Source organism: Microbacterium altimontanum, from assembly GCF_058349865.2.
Map to the genome: position 1 here is coordinate 145,209 of NZ_JBYRJB020000004.1, position 14,328 is coordinate 159,536.

At 68.9% G+C, this 14,328-nt stretch carries 14 protein-coding genes and 2 tRNA genes; 11 read left to right on the plus strand and 5 right to left on the minus strand.

Going from position 1 to position 14,328, the window contains the following annotated elements:
* Positions 1–480: InlB B-repeat-containing protein (locus AC3RX1_RS07970; RefSeq protein ID WP_491500695.1), on the plus strand; the 480-nt coding region annotated here is incomplete at its 5' end.
* Between the two features lie 118 nt (positions 481–598).
* Here the strand turns inward: AC3RX1_RS07970 and AC3RX1_RS07975 are convergent.
* On the minus strand, positions 599–1,084 hold the full coding sequence (locus tag AC3RX1_RS07975) for a Dps family protein (RefSeq protein WP_491500696.1): 486 nt from the start codon (positions 1,082–1,084) through the stop codon (positions 599–601).
* 115 nt (positions 1,085–1,199) lie between these two features.
* Between AC3RX1_RS07975 and AC3RX1_RS07980 the strand changes: the two genes are divergently transcribed.
* On the plus strand, positions 1,200–1,742 hold the full coding sequence (locus tag AC3RX1_RS07980; protein WP_491500697.1) for a gamma carbonic anhydrase family protein: 543 nt from the start codon (positions 1,200–1,202) through the stop codon (positions 1,740–1,742).
* Here AC3RX1_RS07980 and AC3RX1_RS07985 read toward each other — a convergent pair.
* Positions 1,731–1,804, minus strand: a tRNA-Gly gene (locus AC3RX1_RS07985). The genes AC3RX1_RS07980 and AC3RX1_RS07985 overlap by 12 nt on opposite strands.
* 115 nt (positions 1,805–1,919) lie before the next feature.
* Between AC3RX1_RS07985 and AC3RX1_RS07990 the strand changes: the two genes are divergently transcribed.
* The 6 genes from AC3RX1_RS07990 to clpX all read left to right on the plus strand — a co-directional run bounded on the left by AC3RX1_RS07990 (position 1,920) and on the right by clpX (position 7,019).
* Positions 1,920–1,993, plus strand: a tRNA-Pro gene (locus AC3RX1_RS07990).
* A gap of 73 nt (positions 1,994–2,066) precedes the next feature.
* The gene (gene tig, locus AC3RX1_RS07995) at positions 2,067–3,599 is read left to right on the plus strand and encodes a trigger factor (protein ID WP_491500698.1); all 1,533 of its coding nucleotides are present in this window, start codon (positions 2,067–2,069) and stop codon (positions 3,597–3,599) included.
* Positions 3,600–3,683: 84 nt separating this feature from the next.
* Complete coding sequence (locus tag AC3RX1_RS08000; RefSeq protein WP_491500699.1) at positions 3,684–4,193, plus strand: tetratricopeptide repeat protein; 510 nt, start codon at positions 3,684–3,686, stop codon at positions 4,191–4,193.
* Between the two features lie 121 nt (positions 4,194–4,314).
* Positions 4,315–4,899, plus strand: a complete 585-nt coding sequence (locus AC3RX1_RS08005) for an ATP-dependent Clp protease proteolytic subunit (RefSeq protein WP_491500700.1) — start codon at positions 4,315–4,317, stop codon at positions 4,897–4,899.
* A 20-nt stretch (positions 4,900–4,919) separates the two neighbouring features.
* Complete coding sequence (locus tag AC3RX1_RS08010) at positions 4,920–5,591, plus strand: ATP-dependent Clp protease proteolytic subunit (protein WP_491500701.1); 672 nt, start codon at positions 4,920–4,922, stop codon at positions 5,589–5,591.
* A 159-nt stretch (positions 5,592–5,750) separates the two neighbouring features.
* Positions 5,751–7,019, plus strand: a complete 1,269-nt coding sequence (gene clpX, locus AC3RX1_RS08015) for an ATP-dependent Clp protease ATP-binding subunit ClpX (RefSeq protein WP_491500702.1) — start codon at positions 5,751–5,753, stop codon at positions 7,017–7,019.
* Between the two features lie 22 nt (positions 7,020–7,041).
* Here clpX and AC3RX1_RS08020 read toward each other — a convergent pair whose 3' ends face one another.
* Positions 7,042–9,117: a M3 family metallopeptidase gene (locus AC3RX1_RS08020; protein WP_491500703.1), complete on the minus strand. Its 2,076-nt coding sequence runs from the start codon at positions 9,115–9,117 to the stop codon at positions 7,042–7,044.
* Positions 9,118–9,209: 92 nt separating this feature from the next.
* Here AC3RX1_RS08020 and AC3RX1_RS08025 point away from each other — a divergent pair, with 92 nt between their 5' ends.
* From AC3RX1_RS08025 to AC3RX1_RS08035, 3 genes are read left to right on the plus strand one after another with little or no spacing between them, the layout of a single operon-like run.
* Positions 9,210–9,824: a helix-turn-helix domain-containing protein gene (locus tag AC3RX1_RS08025; RefSeq protein ID WP_491500704.1), complete on the plus strand. Its 615-nt coding sequence runs from the start codon at positions 9,210–9,212 to the stop codon at positions 9,822–9,824.
* A 1-nt stretch (position 9,825) separates the two neighbouring features.
* Complete coding sequence (locus AC3RX1_RS08030) at positions 9,826–10,044, plus strand: hypothetical protein (protein ID WP_491500705.1); 219 nt, start codon at positions 9,826–9,828, stop codon at positions 10,042–10,044.
* Positions 10,041–11,360 carry an MFS transporter gene (locus AC3RX1_RS08035; protein WP_491500706.1) on the plus strand — a complete coding sequence of 440 codons (1,320 nt, stop codon included), beginning with the start codon at positions 10,041–10,043 and terminating at the stop codon, positions 11,358–11,360. The genes AC3RX1_RS08030 and AC3RX1_RS08035 overlap by 4 nt, the downstream gene beginning before the upstream one ends.
* A 59-nt stretch (positions 11,361–11,419) precedes the next feature.
* Here AC3RX1_RS08035 and AC3RX1_RS08040 read toward each other — a convergent pair whose 3' ends face one another.
* Together AC3RX1_RS08040 and valS are read right to left on the minus strand one after the other, a co-directional pair.
* Positions 11,420–11,662, minus strand: coding sequence for a hypothetical protein (locus tag AC3RX1_RS08040; RefSeq protein WP_491500707.1), 243 nt, complete (start codon positions 11,660–11,662; stop codon positions 11,420–11,422).
* A gap of 1 nt (position 11,663) precedes the next feature.
* On the minus strand, positions 11,664–14,252 hold the full coding sequence (valS, locus tag AC3RX1_RS08045; RefSeq protein WP_491500708.1) for a valine--tRNA ligase: 2,589 nt from the start codon (positions 14,250–14,252) through the stop codon (positions 11,664–11,666).
* Positions 14,253–14,328: the final 76 nt, after the last annotated feature.

Consider the following 14,328-nt stretch of genomic DNA (forward strand, 5'->3'; position numbering starts at 1 on the left):
CCGGCCGACCCGGCTCGGACGGGGTACGCGTTCACGGGGTGGTTCACTGATCGGTCTGGGACTGAGGCGTTCGATTTTGCGACGCCGGTCACCGGGGATCTCACTCTGTATGCGGGGTGGAAGCTCGCGACGCACACGGTGACGTTCGATGGTAATGGCGGTTCTGCGGTTGCGTCGGTGGTGGTCGATGACGGCGCGACGGTGGCGGTGCCGGCCGACCCGGCTCGGACGGGGTACGCGTTCACGGGGTGGTTCACTGATCGGTCTGGGACTGAGGCGTTCGATTTCGCGACGCCGGTCACCGGCGACGTGACCCTCTATGCGGGGTGGAAGCCCGTGCCCGCCACGGCGGTGACAGGTTCCATCGGCCAGCTGGGAGCCACCGGCGCGAACTTCGATCCGATGCTCCCGGTCGGTGGCGTCCTCTTGCTCCTGAGTGGTGTGGGGGTTCTCCTCACACGTCGCCGCATGGCGAAGTGATCAAGCGGCGCGATCTGACGCCCGGATGCGCCGGACTGCACCAAGAGCGAATAGCAATCATGAACTCGCGACGGCGCCCCGACCGGAATCGGGGCGCCGTCATTCGATCAGGCCGGGATCACTCGGCGAGGTGCGCGACGAGGAACCAGCGGTCCTTGTCGAGGCCCTCCTTGATGCCGATGACGATGTCCTGGCTTGTGAGGTCGATCTCGTCGAGACCGTCGATCGCGCTCTGCAGGTCGGCGCTCACGGCGTCCATATCGGCGATGATGGCGCGGACCATGTCCTGCCACTGGGTGAAGCCGGCGGGGACGGCGGTCGGCCCGACCTTCTCGGCGACCGTGCCCAGGCGGGCGTCGATGGGAAGTCCGAGGGCGACGACGCGCTCCGCAGCCTCGTCGGCCCAGCCCTGTGCGTGGGCGACGACAGAGTCGAGGAGCTCATGGATCGCGATGAAGTTCGCACCGCGGACGTTCCAGTGCGCCTGCTTGCCGTTGACGGCGAGGGCCTGCAGTCCGAGGGCGACCGGGGCAAGGAACTGCGCCGAACCGGTGGCGACGGTGGCGTCGGCGGTGGTGGCGGGAGTGGTGTGGGTGTCGGTCATCTCATGGCCTCCGTCTCGTGATGGCAACTCACTGGTCTCAACGTTACGGACCTCCCGGCATTCCGCAAGCAAGCCAAGGCTGGGCTCACCTCGGCGTGCGCCGTAGGGTCGGAGCATGACCATCGACTCCGCAGCATCCGTCCTCTCCGTGAACGGCGCGTCGCCGTCGATCGACGAGTCGGCGTTCATCGCCGCCGGCGCCCGCGTGATCGGCGCCGTGCGGATGGAGGAGGGATCGAGCGTCTGGTACAACGCCGTGCTGCGCGCCGACGGCGACTCGATCACGGTGGGCGCCGGCAGCAATCTGCAGGACAACGTCTCGGTGCACGTCGACAAGGGCTCGCCGGTCGTGATCGGGCGGGATGTCTCGGTGGGTCACAACGCCGTGGTGCACGGCTGCACGATCGGCGACGGCTCGCTCATCGGGATGGGCGCCGTCGTGCTGAACGGCGCACGCATCGGAGCGGGATGCCTCGTGGCCGGGGGAGCGGTGGTGCTGGAGGGCGCCGAGATCCCCGACGGCTCCCTCGTGGCCGGGGTCCCCGCGAAGGTGCGCCGCCCACTGTCCGACGAGGAGAAGGCCCGCCTCGTCGGCAACGCCCACGTCTACCGCGACCACGTCGCCGAGCACCGCGACGCGGAGCTGTGGAGGGGATGACGGGAATCGAACCCGCGTAATCAGTTTGGAAGACTGAGGCTCTACCATTGAGCTACATCCCCGAGCGGCGCGAGAAGCGCGCCCCGGCAAGTGTACTGGATCCGGCGGGGGACCTCCGCACGGCGCTCACATCCCGGTCCGCTAGACTTTTCCAGGCCGTTTCGGCGCACTGCGCCCCGGGGCGTAGCTCAGCTTGGTAGAGCGCCCGCTTTGGGAGCGGGAGGCCGCAGGTTCAAATCCTGTCGCCCCGACGTCACGGCCCCACAGACCCGACCCTTCCGCCGCGTGCGTCAAGGCGCGGAAACCAGAGGAGAACGAACAGGCATGGTCACGAGCACCGTCGAGAAGCTCAGCCCGACCCGTGTGAAGCTGCACATCAGCGTCACGCCCGACGAGCTCAAGCCGAGCATTACCCACGCGTACGAGCACATCGCGCAGGACGTGCAGGTCCCCGGCTTCCGCAAGGGCAAGGTTCCCGCCCCCATCATCGACCAGCGCATCGGTCGCGGCGCCGTCATCGAGCACGCCGTCAACGAGGGCCTCGACGGGTTCTACCGCGAGGCCGTCTCCGAGCACGAGGTCCGCATCGTGGGCCGTCCCTCCGCCGAGATCCTCGAGTGGCCGAGCGAGAAGGACTTCTCGGGCGACCTGAAGGTCACGATCGAGGTCGACGTCCGTCCCGACGTCGAGCTCCCCGCCTTCGAGGGCACCACCATCACGGTCGACGCGGCTGCCCCCGACGAGGCCGCGATCGACGAGGAGCTCGACCGCCTCCGCGGCCGCTTCGGAACCCTCATCACCGTCGACCGCCCGGCGAAGACCGGTGACTTCGTCGAACTCGACCTCGTCGCCACGATCGACGGCGCCGAGATCGACCGCGCCGAGGGCGTCTCCTACGAGGTCGGCTCGGGCGAGCTGCTCGAGGGCATCGACGAGGCCATCGAGTCGCTCACCGCCGGTGAGGACACCACCTTCCGCTCCACCCTCATCGGCGGCGACCACGCCGGCGAGGAGGCCGAGGTCGCCGTCACCGTCAAGGCCGTCAAGGAGCGCGAGCTTCCCGAGGCCGACGACGACTTCGCGCAGATCGCGAGCGAGTTCGACACGATCGCCGAGCTGCGCGAGTCGCTCGCCGAGCGCGTCGGCCAGCAGGCGGTGTTCGCGCAGGGCTCCGCCGCTCGCGACAAGCTCGTCGAAGAGCTGCTCGCCCAGGTCGAGATCCCCGTCCCCGAGCAGCTCATCGCCGACCAGGTGCACGAGCACCTCGAGCAGGAGAGCCGCCTCGAGGACGACGAGCACCGCGCCGAGGTCACCGAGGCCAGCGAGAAGCAGTTCCGCACCCAGGTGCTCCTCGACAAGATCGTCGAAGAGAACGACGTGCAGGTCTCGCAGGACGAGCTGACGCAGTACATCGTGCAGTCCGCCGCGCAGTACGGCATGGCGCCGCAGGAGTTCGTCGAGGTGCTGCAGCAGCAGAACCAGCTGCCCGTGCTCGTCAGCGAGGTCGCCCGCAACAAGGCGCTCGCGATCGTGCTCGGCAAGGTCAACGTCGTCGACACCGAGGGCAAGGCCGTCGACCTGACGGGGTTCATCGCCACTGACGACGCCGACGAGGCCGCCGAGGGCGAGGCCGACGAGGCCCAGGATGCCGCGGCCGACGCCGAGCCCGAGAAGAAGCCCGCCAAGAAGGCTCCGGCCAAGAAGGCTCCCGCGAAGAAGACGGACAAGGCCGACGACGCGGCGGATGCTGAGGAGAAGCCTGCCAAGCCGGCTGCCAAGAAGCCGGCTGCCAAGCGCCGCACTGAGCGAGCGGAGCGAGACGAAATGAAGTCGGCGCCCAAGAAGGACGCCGAGTAACACGACGAGAGGGGCGGATGGCTGCGGTCATCCGCCCCTCTGTCGTCCGCAGGACCGCCGCCGAACCGTTCAGAAGGGCCCCTCATGAGTTCCGAGTTCGATGACTGGCAGCACCGCGTCGACGCGGTGTGGCAGGACGCCGCCCTCAGCGACGACGACCGCATCCGAGCGATCGACGCTCTCGCCGCGAGGCTCGGCGCCGAGCACCCCGTCGCCCTGTTCGAACGTGCCGGCGCGCGCGACAGCGCAGGCCGCGAGACCGAGGCGGAGCCGCTGTACCGTGCCGCCCTCGCCGCAGGTCTCGACCCCGAGCGCCGCACCCGTGCGGTGATCCAGCTCGCCAGCACGATCCGCAACCTCGGCCGGGTCGACGAGGCGCTCCGGATGCTGCGCGACGAGTACGAGGCGAGCCGCGGTGGCCGGCTGCAGGACGAGGCCGCGGCCTTCTACGCCCTCGCCCTCGTCTCGTCGGGCGACGCCGTGCGCGGCGCATCCGTCGCCCTCACTGCGCTCGCTCCCCACCTCAGCCGGTACACCCGCTCGGTGACCGGTTACGCGGCCGAGCTTCTCGACCCGCGCCCGCAGGACGACTGAACGCCCACGTCACCGGGGCGGCGGGCCGCCGCATGCGCGTGGCTATGCCGACGGCGAACACACGCGGGTCGCCTCGCGCGCCCCGGTAGATTCGAAGCACGCAACCGAATCAGGAGCAGGAATGGCTGAACCCCTTGTCGCGACCAGCGTCTTCGACAGGCTGCTGAAGGACCGCATCATCTGGCTGGGATCAGAGGTGCGCGACGACAACGCCAACGAGATCTGCGCGAAGATCCTCCTTCTCGCCGCAGAGGACTCCCAGAAGGACATCTACCTCTACATCAACTCGCCGGGTGGCTCGATCACCGCAGGCATGGCGATCTACGACACGATGCAGTTCGTGCCGAACGACATCGTCACGGTCGGCATCGGCATGGCCGCGTCGATGGGCCAGCTGCTGCTGACCAGCGGCACGAAGGGCAAGCGCTACATCACCCCGAACGCCCGCGTGCTGCTGCATCAGCCGCACGGCGGCTTCGGCGGCACCGCGAGCGACATCCAAACGCAGGCGCAGCTCATCCTCGACATGAAGCGTCGGCTCGCGGAGATCACGGCCGCGCAGACCGGGAAGTCGGTCGAGCAGATCAACGAGGACGGCGACCGCGACCGTTGGTTCACCGCCGACGAGGCGCTCGAGTACGGCTTCGTCGACCACATCCGCGAGCACGCCGAAGACGTGCACGGCGGCGGCGGCACGAGCAACTGAGACACGAAGGAGACATGAGCATGAACACCCCCGCCTTCGGTCTTCCCGCCGCCCGCGGCCTGCAGATGCCGAGCAGCCGGTACGTCCTCCCGCAGTTCGAGGAGCGCACCGCCTACGGCTACAAGCGGCAGGACCCGTACAACAAGCTGTTCGAAGACCGCGTGATCTTCCTCGGCGTGCAGGTCGACGACGCGTCGGCCGACGACGTGATGGCGCAGCTGCTGGTCCTGGAGAGCCAGGACCCCGACCGCGACATCATCATGTACATCAACTCGCCCGGTGGCTCGTTCACCGCCATGACGGCCATCTACGACACGATGCAGTACGTGTCGCCGCAGATCCAGACCGTCGTGCTCGGCCAGGCTGCCTCGGCCGCCGCGGTGCTGCTCGCCGCCGGCGCGCCGGGCAAGCGCCTCGCGCTGCCGAACGCGCGCATCCTGATCCACCAGCCCGCCGTCGGCGAGGCCGGTCAGGGGCAGGCGTCCGACATCGAGATCCAGGCGAACGAGATCATGCGGATGCGCACCTGGCTCGAGGAGACGCTCGCGAAGCACTCCAAGCGCAGCCAGGAGCAGGTCAACAAGGACATCGACCGCGACAAGATCCTGTCGGCGAACGAGGCCGTCGAGTACGGCCTCGTCGACCAGGTCCTCACCACGCGCAAGCGCGGCCAGGCAGCGATCGGCGCGTAGGCATCGCCGCTGCCCAGAGCCCCGTCGTCCCTTCGGACGGCGGGGTTTTCCGCTGTCGGCGGATCATGCGCCGATCGTGTTGCAATGCGGACGGATGTCGCTGCCTGCGATTAGGCTGAAAAACGCGGGCGGTCCACGTCCGCCGACGAGGAGGGGCCCATGGCACGTATCGGCGAAAGCGCTGACCTGTTCAAGTGCTCGTTCTGCGGGAAGAGCCAGAAGCAGGTGCAGCAGCTCATCGCCGGTCCCGGCGTGTACATCTGCGACGAGTGCGTCGAGCTGTGCAACGAGATCATCGAGGAGCGGATGGCGGAGTCCGGCGACGGCACCGTCACCGAGTTCGATCTGCCCAAGCCCCGTGAGATCTTCACGTTCCTCGAGGAGTACGTCGTCGGCCAGGATGACGCGAAGCGCGCGCTGGCCGTCGCGGTGTACAACCACTACAAGAGGGTGCGCGCCCACTCCACGATCCAGTCGGCCGAGCAGCGCGCCGAAGAGGTCGAGATCGCCAAGAGCAACATCCTGCTCCTCGGCCCGACCGGCTGTGGGAAGACCTACCTCGCACAGACGCTGGCGAAGCGGCTCAACGTGCCGTTCGCGGTGGCCGACGCGACGGCGCTCACAGAGGCCGGGTACGTCGGCGAAGACGTGGAGAACATCCTCCTCAAACTTCTTCAGGCGGCCGACTTCGACACGAAGCGCGCCGAGACCGGCATCATCTACATCGACGAGGTCGACAAGATCGCCCGCAAGGCCGAGAACCCGTCGATCACCCGGGATGTGTCGGGGGAGGGCGTGCAGCAGGCACTGCTGAAGATCCTCGAGGGCACCGTCGCGTCGGTGCCGCCGCAGGGCGGTCGCAAGCACCCGCACCAGGAGTTCATCCAGATCGACACGACGAACGTGCTGTTCATCGTGGCCGGCGCCTTCGCCGGCCTCGAGGACATCATCTCCGCACGCGTCGGCAAGCACGGCGTCGGCTTCGGCGCGTCGCTGCACCGCAAGGACGAAGACCTCAACCTCTTCAGCGAGGTGCAGCCCGAAGACCTGCACAAGTTCGGCCTGATCCCCGAGTTCATCGGTCGCCTCCCGGTGGTCGCATCGGTGTCGCCGCTCGACCGTGAGGCGCTCATGGAGATCCTCACGACGCCGAAGAACGCGCTCGTGAAGCAGTACCAGCGCATGTTCCAGCTCGACGAGGTGGAACTCGAGTTCGAACGCGACGCCCTCGAGGCGATCGCCGACCTCGCGGTGCTGCGCAAGACCGGTGCCCGCGGGCTGCGCGCGATCCTCGAGGACGTGCTGGGCCCGATCATGTTCGAGATCCCGTCGGCGCAGGATGTCGACAAGGTCATCGTCACGCGGGCCGCCGTCGAGGAGGGCGCCGCGCCCACCCTCGTGCTGCGCCAGAAGCGCAAGAGCGCCTGACGCAGCACGAAGTCGAGACCGGTCAGTCGGTCAGTCCGCGCCGCTTCAGCAGCGGGGCGATGTCGGCGTCACGGCCGCGGAAGTCGCGGTACGCCTCCAGCGGGTCCTTCGACCCGCCGACGCCGAGCAGCCGCTCCCGGAAGCGGTCGCCGTTTGCGCGCGTCAGGCCGCCGTTCTCCTTGAACCACTCGACGGTGTCGGCGTCGAGCACTTCGCTCCAGATGTACGAGTAGTATCCGGCGCTGTAGCCGCCCGAGAACACGTGCTGGAAGTACGTCGACGAGTAGCGGGTCGGCACTGAGGGGTTGTCGAGCCCGATCGCGGCGAGGGCGGATGCCTCGAACTCGGCGACCTCGATGTCCCTCGCCGCATCGGCCTCGGTCAGCGAGTGCCACGCCTGATCGAGCCAGGCGGCGGCCAGGTATTCGCTGGTCGCCTGCCCCTGGTTGAACGCCTCCGTCGCGCGCAGCTTCTCCACGACATCCGCGGGAAGCGGCTCGCCGGTCTCGATGTGGCGGGCGTAGTTGTCCAGGACCTCGGGCCACAGCATCCACATCTCGTTCACCTGACTCGGGAACTCGACGAAGTCGCGGAACACCGCGGTGCCGGCGAAGTGGGGGTAGGTGACGGTGGCGAACAGTCCGTGCAGCGCGTGACCGAACTCATGGAACAGCGTGCTCACCTCGTCCATGCTGAGCAGCGTCGGCTGGCCGGCTGCCGGCTTCGAGACATTGAGGTTGTTGACGACGACGGCCTTCGTGCCGTCAAGCGCCGACTGCTCGACGATCGAGTTCATCCACGCGCCGCCGCGCTTGGTGTCGCGGGTGTACAGGTCGAGGACGTAGAGACCCTGCGGGGACCCGTCCTCGTTGTGCACCTCGAACACGCGTGCCTCCGGGTGGTACGCCACGAGGTCGTCACGTTCGGTGAAGGTCACGCCGTAGAGGCGCGTGGCGGCGTAGAAGACGCCATCGCGCAGGACGCGCTCCGCCTCGAACCACGGCCGCAGTGCCCCGCTGTCGATGGCGTACTCGGCCTGTCGCACCTTCTCGGTGTAGAACGCCCAGTCGTGAGCAGCGAGTGCGAACGGCTCCGCCTCCTGGTCGATCATCGCCTGCAGCGCCTCCTGCTCGCGGCGGGCGTTGCGCGCGGCCGGCGCCGCCAGGCGGTGCAGCAGGTCGCTCACGGCCCTGGGATCACCGGCGGTCTCATCCGCCGTGACGTATGCCGCATGCGACTCGTAGCCGAGCAGCGCAGCCCGCTCAGCGCGCACGCGCACGATCTGGAGCAGGACCGCGCTGTTGTCGTTGGCGTTGCCGCGGGAGCCTCGCGCGCGGGACGCATCCATGATGCGCTCGCGGGAGGAGCGCGCGCGGATCGATGCCAGGTACGGATGTCCCGTGAACAGCGGCAGGGTGACGAGATGTGCGCCGGCGAGCCCGCGGTCCGACGCCGCCTGGGCGGACGCCGAGAGCTCGCCGTCGCTGAGCCCGTCGAGATCCGCCGCGTCGTCGAACGCCACCGCGAGATCGTTCGTGTCGGCGAGGAGGTTCTTGTCGAACGTCGTCGTGAGGCTCGACAGCGCTGTGTTCAACTCCGTGAGCCGCGCCTTCGCGGCGTCGTCGAGGCCGGCACCGGCATGCGTCATCTCGCGGTACCAGCGCTGCACGAGGTAGCGCTGCTCGTCGTCGAGGCCGAGATCGTCGAGCGTGTCGTGCAGTGCCTTGACCCGCGCGTACAGTGCGCCGTCGAGGATCACGGCGTCGGTGTGGGCGGCCATGAGTGGCGCCAGCTTCTCCTCGATCTGCTGGATCTCGGGCGTGGCGTCGGCCGACGACACCGTGTAGAAGGCACGCGCGACCGCGTTCAGCATCCGTCCGCTGCTCTCGAGCGCGCCCATGGTGTTCTCGAACGTCGGCCGGGTCTCCGAGCGTGTGATGGCACGGATCTCGTCGAGGTGCTCTGCGAAGGCAGCCTCGAACGCCGGGAGGTAGTGATCCGGGCGGATCCGCCCGTAGTCCGGGAGGGCGTAGGGAAGCGTGCTGGGGGCGAGGAGGGGGTTGGGAGAGAGGAGGGGGCTTGCCGAAACATCCGTCATTCTTCCAGCGTAGCGGCGGCCCACCACAGTCCAAAGGAACGCTTGCAAAGAGATGCTTGCAAAGCGTAGCTTGCAAAGGTATCTTTGCAGTCATGAGCGATGAGAGTCACGGGACCGGCGGTGCAGACAGCGAAGGCCGACAGCTGCGCTTCATCGAGGGCGGCGCACTGCGGGCCCTCGCGCACCCGCTGCGCGTCCAGATCTACGACATCCTCACGCAATACGGCGCCCAGACGGCGAGCAGCCTGGCAGCCATGACGGGCGAGTCGACGGGCTCGACGAGCTACCACCTCCGCGCTCTCGCGAAGCACGACCTCATCCGCGAAGTTGAAGGCCGCGGCAACGCGCGCGAACGCTGGTGGGAGCGGCCGAAGGGCTCGGTGTCGTTCGGCGGTCCGGACAGTCTGAAGACGCCGTCGGGGCGAGCCGCGACCCAGATGGTGATGAACGAGTTCTTCACGCGTCGGCACGAGCAGCTCATGCGCCACATCGCCGACGGGCTGCGCAATCCCGACGACGCCGAAGACACCGGCATGATCACGACGGCCACCGCCCGGCTCACCCCCGAGCAGATGGCGGATCTGACCTCCCGGCTCACGGTCGTCATCGACGACGTCGTCGGAAAGTACCGCGATCAGGTCGGCGATGACGTGCACACCGTCACGATCCGCGCCGACGTCTTCCGCCTCCCCGAGGAAGGGCACTGACATGACCGCTCTGAGCACCCGCCCGATCGCCCCTCGTCCGCTGCTCGCACCGCCGACGGCGCTCGAGAGGCTGCTGTTCTCCGCGGGCGACGCGCTGCAGCGCCTCGCGCTCCGCCGCATCGAGCGGCGCCAGGCGCTCGCGTCCGGCCTGCGGGTGGATCGCGCGGCGGCGCGCGAGGAGCACGTCGTCGCCGCGTGGCGGAGCACGTCCCTCCGATGACCTCGACGCGCACGCGTCGTCGCCCGACCACGGCGACTCCGCTCGGGCGCGACTTCGGCAAGCTCTGGAGCGCCGCGGCGTTCAGCAACCTCGCCGACGGTGTGGGGCGTACGGCGGTGCCGCTCATCGCGACCACCCTCACCCGCGACCCGTTCGCGATCGCAGTGATCAGCGCCCTCGCGTTCGTGCCCTGGCTGCTGTTCGGTCTGCCGGCCGGGATGATCGTCGACCGCTTCGACCGGCGGATAGTGATGGCCGTCGCCAACGGCATCCGCGGATGCGTCGCCCTGGCGCTCGCGGTCATGACGGTGTCGGGACTGCTGACGATCTGGGCGCTGTTCGCGGCGGTCCTGGTGTTCGGGGTCGGGGAGACGCTCTTCGACAACGCCACCAACGCCGTGATCCCGTCCCTCGTGCGTCGTTCCCAGCTCGATCGTGCGAACGGCCGCATCCAGGCGGCCCAGATCACGATCGACAGCTTCATCGCGACTCCCATCGCCGGCGTGCTGTTCGCCGTGTCGCTGGTGCTGCCGCTGTGGGTCGGTGGTGCCGGCTACCTCATTCCCATTGTGCTGGCGGTGATGCTGCCGCTGTCGGCCGCGCGTCCGCTCCGTCGCGGCGCGACCGCCGGCGACCTCGACGCGCCGACCGTGGCGGTCGGTGCCGCGCCTGCACCGGTGCCCGCGCCGGCGGTCCCGGTGCGGGCGAGGGAAGCGCTGGTCTTCCTGTGGCACCATCGCTACTTGCGGACGATGGTCCTGTTCACGTCGATCACGGGAAGCTGCCTCTCCTTCGCGCAGGCCGCGATGATCCTGTACTTCCTGGACACGATGCGCGTTCCGCCCGCGGCGATCGGCTTCGTGACGGCGGGCATCGGGCTCGGCGCCCTGGCCGGATCGCTCGTCGCCGCGCGACTGGTCGCCCGCTTCTCGCGCGGCGGCGTGATGGCGACCGCGAACCTCGTCGCCGCCGGCTCGTGCGTTCTCCTCGGCTTCGCGCCGGAGCTCATCAGCGCCGTCATCGCCTACGGAGTCATGGCGTTCGCCGTCTCGCTGTGGAACGTGCCCTGGGGAGCGCTGCGACAGCAGATCGTGCCGCACGAGATCTTCGGGCGTGTCATCGGCGTCATCCGCACCGTCACCTGGGGGCTCTTTCCGATCGCCACGCTGATCGGCGGCTGGGTCGCGCGCATCGACCTGCGGCTGCCGTTCACGATCGGCGGCGCCGTCATGCTCGTCGTCACTCTGCTCGCCTGGCGACTGCTGACCACCGGGACCCGCCGAGCGGGTGCCGAGTCGGAGGATGCCGCGGACTGAGGCGGGGCTTCACCGCGGCCTGATGCGAGGCTTCACCGCGGACTGATGCCGCGGGGCGCTCAGGCGAACTCGTCCTCGTCGTCGTGGCGGACCACAACCGCCCCCGTGTGATCGAGCGTCACGATGACGCCGGTGTCGAGTTCGGCGACCGGGCGCCCCTCGAGGAACGTGAGAGTCCACCACGCCACGCCCTGCTCGTTCGGCGCGAGATCGGCTTCGACGGCCCGGATCTGCCTCGTGAACTCGCCGGTCAGGCGTGCGGGCGGCTCAGCGCCCGCACGCCAGCGCGTGCCCAGCTGCATGTCACGCCTCCTGCGGGACGAGCTCGAGCGCGTCGACGGAGAAGCCGACCGATCGCGCGTCGTCGGAGTGCAGCTCGAGGTCCTGGATGCGGCCGACGGCGCGCAGATCTCCCTCGGCGAGCCGCAGGAGGTCACGCGTCATGGGGTCGGCGGTGAGGGCGAGGCGGCGCACCGGCGTCTTCTGCGAGGCCTTCGCCTCGGTCTTGGCGCGGCGGATGCCGATGAGCGCCTCGCTCGCGGTGGCGAGCACCTGCGGGTCGCCCCATCCCTCCCGCGGCTGCGGCCACTCGGCCGTGTGGATCGAGCCGTCCTCGAACCACGACCACGCCTCCTCGGTCGCGAAGGCCAGCACCGGCGCGAGCAGCCGGAGCAGGGTCGACAGTGCGAGCCGCAGGGCGAGGGCCGCCGATGCCTGACCCACGTCGTCCCGGTTGTACGCGCGCTCCTTCACGAGTTCGAGATAGTCGTCGCAGAACGTCCAGAAGAACGCCTCCGTCACCTCGAGCGCGCGAGCGTGGTCGTAGGCCTCGAACGCCGCCGTCGCCTCGCGCACGACGCCGTCGAGAGTCGCCAGCATCGACGCATCCAGGGCATGCGTCACCTCGGCGCCCTCGGGAACGGGGAACGAGAGCACGAACTTCGCCGCGTTCAGCACCTTGATCGCCAGCCGCCGGCCGATCTTCACCTGGGTCGGATTCTGCGGGTCGAACGCCGCATCCGCGCCCAGCCGGCTCGACGCCGACCAGTATCGGACGGCATCCGTGCCGTGCGACGACAGGATGTCGGCCGGGGTCACCACATTGCCCTTCGACTTCGACATCTTCTTGCGGTCGGGGTCGACGATGAACCCACTGATGGCGGCGTCCGTCCACGGTGCGCGCCCGTCCTCGAGGGCGCTGCGCACCATGGTGGAGAACAGCCACGTGCGGATGATGTCCTGCCCCTGGGGACGCACGTCGAACGGTGCGACCAGGCCCCACAGCTCGTCGTCGCGCTGCCATCCGCCCGCCAGCTGCGGCGTGAGCGACGAGGTGGCCCACGTGTCGAAGATGTCCTTCTCCGCCTCGAACCCGCCCGGCACTCCGCGCTGGTCCTCGGTATAGCCGTCCGGCACATCGGTCGTCGGGTCGATCGGCAGGCGGGCGAGGTCAGGCGTCAGGACGCGGTCGTAATCGCGCTCGCCCTGCTCGTCGACGGCGTACCAGACCGGGATCGGCACCCCGAAGAACCGCTGGCGGGAGACGAGCCAGTCGCCGGTGAGGCCGTTCGTCCAGTTCTCGTAGCGCACCCGCATGAAGTCGGGGTGCCAGTCCATGCCCTTGCCGAGCGCGAGGAGCCTCTCGCGGAACGCCTCGTCGCGTGCGCCGTTGCGCAGGTACCACTGCCGGGTCGAGACGATCTCGAGGGGCCGGTCGCCCTTCTCGAAGAACTTCACGGCGTGACTGAACGGCTTCGAGACGCCCTCCAGATCGCCCGACGCGTCGAGGAGCTCGACGATCTGCTTGCGGGCGCTGAACACGGTCTTGCCCGCCAGCTGCGCGTACGCGTCCTTGCCGGCATCCGTCACGATGGCATCGGGCGCCTCGGCGATGACGCGGCCGTCCTTGCCGAGGATCGTGCGGTTCGGGAGATCGAGCTCACGCCACCAGATGATGTCGGTCACATCGCCGAACGTGCAGATCATGGCGATGCCCGAGCCCTTGTCCTGCTGCGCGAGCGGATGGGCGAGCACCGGCACCTCCACGTCGAACAGCGGGGTGCGCACCGTCGTGCCGAACAGGGGCTGGTAGCGCTCGTCGTTCGGGTTCGCCACGAGGGCCACGCAGGCGGGGAGCAGCTCGGGGCGGGTGGTCTCGATGTGCACGGCGCCGGAGCCGTCGGTGCGGTGGAATGCGACGCGGTGGAACGCCGCCTGCTGCTCGCGGTCCTCGAGCTCGGCCTGCGCGATGGCCGAGCGGAAGTCGATGTCCCACAGCGTCGGCGCGAGCGCCTGATAGGCCTCGCCGCGCTCGAGGTTGCGCAGGAACGCCAGCTGGCTCGTGCGGATTGCGGCGTCCGAGATGGTGCGGTACGTCTGGGTCCAGTCCACCGACAGGCCGAGCTGGCGGAAGAGATCCTCGAACTGCTTCTCGTCCTCCTCAGTGAGCGTCTCGCACAGCTCGATGAAGTTGCGGCGGCTGATCGGCACCTGGTCGGCCGGCTTGAGGCTCTTGGCGTCGCCCTGGAACGGGGGCCTGAAGTCGGGGTCGTACGGCAGCGAGGGGTCGCAGCGCACACCGTAGTAGTTCTGCACGCGCCGTTCGGTCGGAAGGCCGTTGTCGTCCCAGCCGAGCGGATAGAAGACCGTCTTGCCGCGCATGCGCTCGAAGCGCACCTTGATGTCGGCGTGCGTGTAGCTGAACACGTGTCCGATGTGCAGGCTGCCGGATGCGGTGGGCGGGGGAGTGTCGACCGAGTACACGCCCGCGCGGCCCTTGGCCTTGGCGGCGTCGCGGTCGAACAGATACGTGCCCTGCTCGCTCCAGACGGCATCCCACTTGGATTCGAGACCCTCGAGGGCGGGCTTGTCGGGAATGGATGCGTCGGCCATAGGGGTCTCCTTGCGCGATATAGACGGCACCGTGTGAGCGTGCCTGAGTGTGGGATGTCGTGCCAGTCTAGCGGCG

Excerpts from the sequence above, each read along its gene's own strand:
- AC3RX1_RS07975 (WP_491500696.1), bottom strand. The coding sequence starts at position 1,084 with ATGACCGACACCCACACCACTCCCGCCACCACCGCCGACGCCACCGTC.
- AC3RX1_RS07980 (WP_491500697.1), top strand. The coding sequence starts at position 1,200 with ATGACCATCGACTCCGCAGCATCCGTCCTCTCCGTGAACGGCGCGTCG.
- tig (WP_491500698.1), top strand. The coding sequence starts at position 2,067 with ATGGTCACGAGCACCGTCGAGAAGCTCAGCCCGACCCGTGTGAAGCTG.
- AC3RX1_RS08000 (WP_491500699.1), top strand. The coding sequence starts at position 3,684 with ATGAGTTCCGAGTTCGATGACTGGCAGCACCGCGTCGACGCGGTGTGG.
- AC3RX1_RS08005 (WP_491500700.1), top strand. The coding sequence starts at position 4,315 with ATGGCTGAACCCCTTGTCGCGACCAGCGTCTTCGACAGGCTGCTGAAG.
- AC3RX1_RS08010 (WP_491500701.1), top strand. The coding sequence starts at position 4,920 with ATGAACACCCCCGCCTTCGGTCTTCCCGCCGCCCGCGGCCTGCAGATG.
- clpX (WP_491500702.1), top strand. The coding sequence starts at position 5,751 with ATGGCACGTATCGGCGAAAGCGCTGACCTGTTCAAGTGCTCGTTCTGC.
- AC3RX1_RS08020 (WP_491500703.1), bottom strand. The coding sequence starts at position 9,117 with ATGACGGATGTTTCGGCAAGCCCCCTCCTCTCTCCCAACCCCCTCCTC.
- AC3RX1_RS08025 (WP_491500704.1), top strand. The coding sequence starts at position 9,210 with ATGAGCGATGAGAGTCACGGGACCGGCGGTGCAGACAGCGAAGGCCGA.
- AC3RX1_RS08030 (WP_491500705.1), top strand. The coding sequence starts at position 9,826 with ATGACCGCTCTGAGCACCCGCCCGATCGCCCCTCGTCCGCTGCTCGCA.
- AC3RX1_RS08035 (WP_491500706.1), top strand. The coding sequence starts at position 10,041 with ATGACCTCGACGCGCACGCGTCGTCGCCCGACCACGGCGACTCCGCTC.
- AC3RX1_RS08040 (WP_491500707.1), bottom strand. The coding sequence starts at position 11,662 with ATGCAGCTGGGCACGCGCTGGCGTGCGGGCGCTGAGCCGCCCGCACGC.
- valS (WP_491500708.1), bottom strand. The coding sequence starts at position 14,252 with ATGGCCGACGCATCCATTCCCGACAAGCCCGCCCTCGAGGGTCTCGAA.